General features: G+C 55.1%; 5 protein-coding genes. All 5 read left to right on the top strand.

Annotated elements, in window-relative coordinates; genetic code table 11:
• Positions 1 to 156: 156 nt before the first annotated feature.
• Positions 157 to 1,584, top strand: coding sequence for an O-antigen ligase family protein (locus FBQ85_24290; protein MDL1878253.1), 1,428 nt, complete (start codon positions 157 to 159; stop codon positions 1,582 to 1,584).
• A complete protein-coding gene (locus FBQ85_24285) occupies positions 1,581 to 2,882 on the top strand; it encodes a glycosyltransferase family 4 protein (protein ID MDL1878252.1) in 1,302 nt (433 codons plus the stop codon). The genes FBQ85_24290 and FBQ85_24285 overlap by 4 nt, the downstream gene beginning before the upstream one ends.
• A 228-nt stretch (positions 2,883 to 3,110) precedes the next feature.
• Positions 3,111 to 4,793, top strand: a complete 1,683-nt coding sequence (locus tag FBQ85_24280; protein MDL1878251.1) for a hypothetical protein — start codon at positions 3,111 to 3,113, stop codon at positions 4,791 to 4,793.
• Positions 4,794 to 4,911: 118 nt separating this feature from the next.
• Complete coding sequence (locus tag FBQ85_24275) at positions 4,912 to 6,471, top strand: hypothetical protein (GenBank protein ID MDL1878250.1); 1,560 nt, start codon at positions 4,912 to 4,914, stop codon at positions 6,469 to 6,471.
• An 85-nt stretch (positions 6,472 to 6,556) separates the two neighbouring features.
• A partial coding sequence (locus FBQ85_24270; protein MDL1878249.1) for a hypothetical protein occupies positions 6,557 to 6,838 on the top strand: 282 nt, incomplete at its 3' end.

Raw genomic sequence — 6,838 nt, 5'->3', positions numbered from 1 at the left:
TGCGCGCCGCTATTTCGCGCGGAGTTTTCAAACAAAGCCGACGCTCAAGCGCGGCCTGGCATGGGCCACAGCCAATCTGCCGAGAAGCTGGCAGGGATTATTCGCTGAAAAACCCTGGCGCCGGGTGTCTTGATCGCCGATGAGTAATAGTCAAACATGATCAAACTTGAAAAAATCGCGTTTTGGCTCACGCTAACAACGTTCGCTTTTCCCCTGGCCACGCGCCTGGGCAACGGCTACAGGCTTTATTTGTTTGAGTTACCGCTATGGTGCGTGTATTTCTTGTGGGCCTTTCGTTTTGGTTTGAAAGACCAACGCTTGCAAATGCAGCGCATCGACTTGTACTTTTTTTTGTTCATGGCCTGGCTCGGCGTTTCCGTTGCCCTCAATGAGACCTGGGAACTCGGCGCGAACACCGGTTGGTTCTGGGTTAAATGTTATCTCGTCGGTTTCTACTTGCGCCATAATTTGTATCGTTACTATTCCCTGCGCTCGATCATGATTTTTTTGATGGTAGCGCTTTTTTGCGAAGCCAGCCTGGGACTGGTGCAAGGCATCACGCAGACCAGCATTGGCGCGGTACAGCAGTATTTTGGCCAGGAAATGGAACACATTTCCATTTACAAAGCCGGTGTGATGAGCCTGGTGCGTGTGCAGGGCACATTTAAACACAGCAATATTCTCGGCAATTGGATTGTCTTGTTGTTGCCGCTGGTGGTGGCAAAAGCGTTGATGAGCACCGGCCGCGCGCGCCTGCTCTATTGGGTGTGCAGCATCGTTTCCGCCGTGACCCTGGTGCTCACGCTATCGCGCGGCAATTGGGGCGCGGCTGTTTTCGGGATCACGGTAATGTTCTATGCCACCGGCGCGTTGACGCTCAAGCGCATCAACTGGCCGCGCTTTCTGCTGCTGGGATTGATCGCCGGCGTCTATCTCGCCTCCCTGGTCTTCACCTACTTCGACGAACTCTCGCTTTTTTCCAAAGCGTTGGCAGAACGTGTGCAGATGTTGCCCGGCAGCCGCAGCGAATCGACGCGCTATAATTTGATTCTGGGTTCCGCGGAATTGATTGCCGAGAATCCGTGGTTCGGCGTCGGCCTGGGAAAATCAAACGAGTTGTTGCACTACACGGAGTATGAAATCCGCGATCGTTTCAGCTCGACCGTACATAACATTTTCCTGATCATCGCCACGGAAGGCGGCATTATCGGCTGCTTGTTGTTTTTCCTCGTGCTCTGGCGACCGTTCAAACACATTTATCGCATTGCCCGGGTTAAGCGTGAAACGAGCGGCGAAGAAAACCGTGTGGCCGCCGCCGGCATGGTGGGCGGCTACAGCGCCATTCTCTTTGCCATGTTGTGGTACACCGGCATGTTGGATCAGGCCGAGTTGCCTTTGATCATGACCTTCATCCATCTGGCGAAAGCGCTCCGCCCGGATCAAATCGTAAAGCCACTGGTCAACGGCAAGATTGATCTCGCGCCGCAGGAAAATAAATTTCACACCAACGGCAAGGGGCATGCGGCTGCGCTGCCCGCGCACGCATTGACGTCGTTTCCAGTTTTGGAGGTGAGCAAAAATTGATTTCGGTGAAAACCCCCATGCCCTCGCAGCGCATGCGCATCTTGTATTTCACCTCATTTTTTGTGTCGCAAGGCGGCGCCAGCCTGAGTTTTTTGAAATTGTTCGAAGCGTTCAATCGCGGCAACTTCGAAGCCTTTGCCGTTGTGCCGGAAGAGGCGCGTGCGCAAATCGCGCAACAACAGCTTTCTGCGGAATTGACCAGCCGCTTGCATTATCTCCGCATCGATCGCATTTCGCGCCAGTTGTTGCATCCCGTGCGTTTGCTGCGGTTCATTGGCCGCGCCGTTACCGGCGTTTTAATGTTGCGCCGCATGCTGCGCCAACTGCGCATCGAAGTGGTGCATGCCAATGATTTGCGTGACTTTCACGCCCCGCTTGCCGCGTGGAGCTGCGGCGTTCCGGTGGTTTGGCATTTGCGCGCAAGCCGGCCGAATCCGTTCACGCGGTATCCGGTGGCGACGATGATCCATTTATTCGCCACCAAGATCGTCGCCGTTTCGCATGGCACGGCGCGGCAAATGGTGCTCAAGCGCAGCTTCGTGCAAAACAAAGTTGCGGTGATTTATAATCCCGGGCCGTATCGCGAGAAATTTCATTCGCGCATTGACGGCGCGCCGTTGCGGCGGGCATTCGGTTTCCCGCCGGAAGCCCCGGTGATCACGATGATCGCCAAGCTTTCACGGCGCAAGGGCCACATGGTTTTTGTGCAAGCGTTGCCCCTCATCCGCGCGCAAATTCCGGCGGCGCGTTTTCTCATTGTCGGCGGCGAATTGGAAGGCCATGAAGATTATGCGCGCGCATTGCGTGCGCAAGCCGAGCCGTTCGTGCGCGAGGGCATTCTGCTCTTTGCCGGCGAGCGCAACGATGTGCCTCAAATCATGGCGGCAAGCGATGTCATCGTGCAATCTTCGCTTTGCCAGGATGCGTTTCCGGGCGTCGTGCTCGAAGGCATGGCGACCGGGCGCGTCGTGGTTGCGTGCAACGCCGGCGGCATTCCCGAGCAAATTACCGACGGCGAGGACGGGCTGCTCTTCATCATGGGCGATGCCCACGATCTCGCGCGTCAGGTCATTCGCGTGCTTTCGAATCCAGCGTTCAAAGAAGAGTTGGCGCATGCTGCGGCAAGGAACCTCGACCGCAAATTCAATTTCGACAAATTTGTGCGCGAATTTGCAGAGCTGTATCAAACGCTGAAGATTGCGCCTGGCGCGCGCCGAGAAAATTCTGTTGACGCGCCTCTCCCGGGAAGGCGCGAAGCCGTTTCGGTCAACAAAAAAATGGAAGCCAGCTCGATTTAATGGCTGCAAGGCGGATAAACCGCAACTCAAAGGAAATCGCCAACGGATAGAATCAACCCGGCGGATGGAAAAGCTTTTTAACAGTTGGGTTGTTTCTATCCGGTGGAAAATTTTTTTGCTTTTATGGCAACAATTTCACTTTAACGGAACTAATATGCGAACTCGCCTGCGGACAAGCCGGCATCATGTTTTGGATCTTGAAAGAACATTTAGGATGAACCTGCTATCATGAGCTTACCATCACATCATTCCCGTCTTATTATTCTAGGTCTGGACGGCGCGACCTTTGATTTGATTACGCCCTGGGTCGAGCAAGGAAAATTGCCGCAACTGGCGGCGTTGATGCAAGAAGGCTGCTGGGGCCCGTTGCGCACCGTGATTCCGCCGAGCACGGCCGTTGCGTGGAATTCCTTCGCCTCCGGCAAAGGGCCGGGGCGCCATGGTTTGTTTGAGTTCATGCGCCGCCGCCCGAATTCCTATCGCATCGAGCCGGTGAACTCCGACGAAGTGGAGAGCGCGCGCTTGTGGGATATCATGGCTTTTCATGGCAAGCAATCGATCATTCTCAATCTGCCGATCACCTATCCGGTGCGGCCACTTAACGGCCAGATGGTTGCCGGCTTGCCGGTGCCGGCTTCCGGCCCGAATCGTTGTTATCCCGAAAATTTAATCGAGGAATTCGAGAAAATTGTGCCGGGTTACAAACCGCTGCCGAGTGTGAGCTTCTCCGGCAAGAATGAAAAGGAATATCTCGAGGATTTGCTCGGCACGCTGCAAAACAAAATCACAATTGCGCGCCATTGCCTGAAAAACAAGGCCTGGCATCTGTTCGTGCAGGTGTTCAGCGAAACCGATTTTTCCATGCACTCGTTCTGGCGCTACGCGGACAACACGCACTCGAAGTATCGCCCGGAAGATCATCAGCGCTATGGCGACGCGATTTTCAAAGTCTACCGTGTGATCGATGATTTCATCGGCGAGGTGCGGCAGAATTATCCTGAGGTGCCGTTGCTGCTGGTTTCCGATCACGGCTTCGGGCCGTTGGAGTACTACATCTACAGCAACACCTGGTTGCTGCGCGAAGGCTTTCTCACGCCCAAACGCAGTCTGGCGGCGCAGCTCAAATATCGCGCTTTTCAGGCCGGCGTCAGCCCGAGCAATATTTTTTCCATGATCAACATGATCGGGCTGAGCAAGGTCAAGCGCAAAGTCAAAGGCACGCAAGCCGGCTACAGCCTGGCGGAGAAAGTTTTCTTTTCGTTCCCGGATATCGATTGGCGGCGTTCGCGCGCGTATTCCATTGGCGGCGGCATTGCGGGTTTGATTTTTGTGAATCTCGAAGGGCGTGAGCCGGAGGGCGTGGTCAAGCCCGGCGCTGACTACGAAGCCACGCGCGATGAAATCACGCAGCGTTTGCGCCAATTCCGCGATCCCAAAACCGGCGAAGCGCTGATCGGCGAAATTTACAAACGAGAAGAGTTGTTTGACGGCCCGTTTTTCGAGCGCGCGCCCGATCTGGTCTATTTCCCGAAGGATCCGCGTTACATCGTCTTCAGCAGCTTCTCGTTTTCGTCGCATCGCGTGATTCGCGATCCGGGACATTACATCACCGGCCAGCACCGCATGGACGGAATTTTTCTGATGCATGGCGCGGCCGTGAAGAAAGGCCAGCATCTGAAAAATGCGCGCATCATCGATATCGCGCCCACTGCGCTTTACCTCATGGGCCACCCCATTCCCAACGATATGGATGGCGACGTGCTGACCGGTGGCCTGGCGGACAAAGTCTTGCGCGAGCAGCCCATCGACCGCATGGAATTCGAACACAACAAGAATGACGAGCAGATGGTTTACAGCGAGGAAGATCGCGCCGAAGTGGAAGCGCGGCTGAAGAGTTTGGGGTATTTATGAGCAATCATTCTCAATTATCCATTGATCATTGACCATTAATCATTAGCCATTGACAATTGTTAATGACAAATGGATATGATCAATGGTTAATTGTTGATGGCAAATTGTCAATATCATCATGAATAAAACATCACGCAGTTCTAAAGTTCTTTTTTTCGGAATGGACGGCGCCACCTGGCGCATTCTAAAACCGATGATGGCGCAAGGCCGCCTGCCGCATTTGCAGCGGTTATGCGACTCCGGCGCCTCCGGCATTTTGCAGTCAATCGAGCCAATGGTATCTCCGGCGATTTGGACGAGCATCGCTTCCGGCAAAACGCCGGATAAACACGGCGTGTGGGATTTCGTGGTGTCATCGAAAAGCGTGCGCTGCAAACGCGTGTGGGACATGGCTTCGCAATCCGGCTGGCGCGTCGGTTTGTGCGGTTATATGGTGACATGGCCGCCGCCGGAGCTCAACGGCTTCGTGATTCCCGGATCGTTCTCGCGCGGCCCGGAAACGCATCCCGCCTCGCTGCAAGCGATTCGCGAGCTTGACATGACCCAGCGTTCGGACAACCGGCGTTCGCTGTTCACCGCGATGCAACGCGCGTGGCAATGCCATCGTTTGGGCGTGCGGCCGTCTTCGTTCGCAGATGCGGCGCTGACGCTGGTGCGCACGCGCGCGCAACGCGATTATCTCGAAAAATTCTATCACATGCGCCGCATCGGGTTTGAAGCTTATGCCGATGTGTTCGTGCGCCAGGTGCAGCATTTTCAAACGCAATTATCGATGTACGTCTTCACACTGGTCGACAGCACCTCGCACAATTATTGGAAATTCATGGAGCCGGAGGCATCGGCGAGCTCGGTCGAGCCGCGCGAGATCCAAAAACATCGCAGTAAGATTTATCAAGCTTACGAAGCCGTCGATCGCATGATCGGCCGCACGCTGCGCCGGCTCGAGGTGAGCTTGCCGGCACGCCACGAGGAGGGCAACACCAACGTCATCATCGTTTCGGATCACGGTTTTCAATCCGTGCCCGAAGCTCAGGGCCGCCCGCCGGATCGTACCGTGCGTATTTTGCCCGAGGCCCTGGTGGAATTGTTGCATTGGGAAGCCGCCGCGGTGCGCACGTTTAACATTCGCGGCGCAACGTTTTTTCGCCATCGCCAGGAGGATTCCTTTCAAATCGAAAAAATGCGCAGCGACCTGAGCGCGATTAGAGTGGTGAATCCCTCCGCGCCATTTTTCGATGTCAGTCTCGATCCCTATGGCAATATTGAAATCGCGCTGAACGCCGCCCTCGGCGAGTTGAAAGGCTTGCAGGTAAAGCTGCCGGAAGGCCAGATCATCGCTGCGGAGAAAATCGTTGCCGGCGATATTGGCGCCATCTCCGGTGATCACCATCCTGAAGGCGTTTTCATCGCCGCCGGGCCGGACATTCGCCGCGGGTATGCCTTGCAGAATGCCAGCGTGTTGGATGTCACGCCCACGTTACTCGCGTTGATGGATCTGCCCATCGGGCAAGACATGGATGGCCGCGTGCTTACGGAAATATTCAAACCGGATTTTTTGAGCGCTTCGCCCATCCGTCATATTGATACGTGGGAAGAGCCAAACTGGAGCTATGAAGAAGACAACGCTTCCGCCGACGAGGCGTTGAAAGAAAATTTAAGAAGCTTGGGGTATCTCTAAGTGTGACGATTGCGCCAGTTGATTGTGAGCGAATAGCCTGTCACAAAAACGGCAATCATCGCGTTGTGCAACTGGTGGACTACGCATGACTTCCAAAACAAGGACTCTTTGGGGCTTGCGCCTGTTTACGCTGCTGCTCTTGCTGGCGGCCTGGATGGGCATGTATGCGACGGGCAAGAGCCGCCGCATCGATTTCGATGCGACGCTCGAACCCAACATCGCCACCGCGCGCGTCTCCGGAACCTGGGCGGTGAAGCTGGTGATCGGCGTTGACAGCTTGCAAACCGGCGCTGCGGTAAAATACCGTTTCGTCAAAGGATTCGATAAGCCGCAGAATGCGGATTCGCTCAAAGCGAATTTCATTACC

It is taken from the genome of Cytophagia bacterium CHB2, from assembly GCA_030263535.1.
GTDB lineage: Bacteria > Zhuqueibacterota > Zhuqueibacteria > Zhuqueibacterales > Zhuqueibacteraceae > Coneutiohabitans.
Note: the sequence above shows the minus strand (reverse complement) of the source record. Positions and strands in the feature narration are given on the sequence as shown.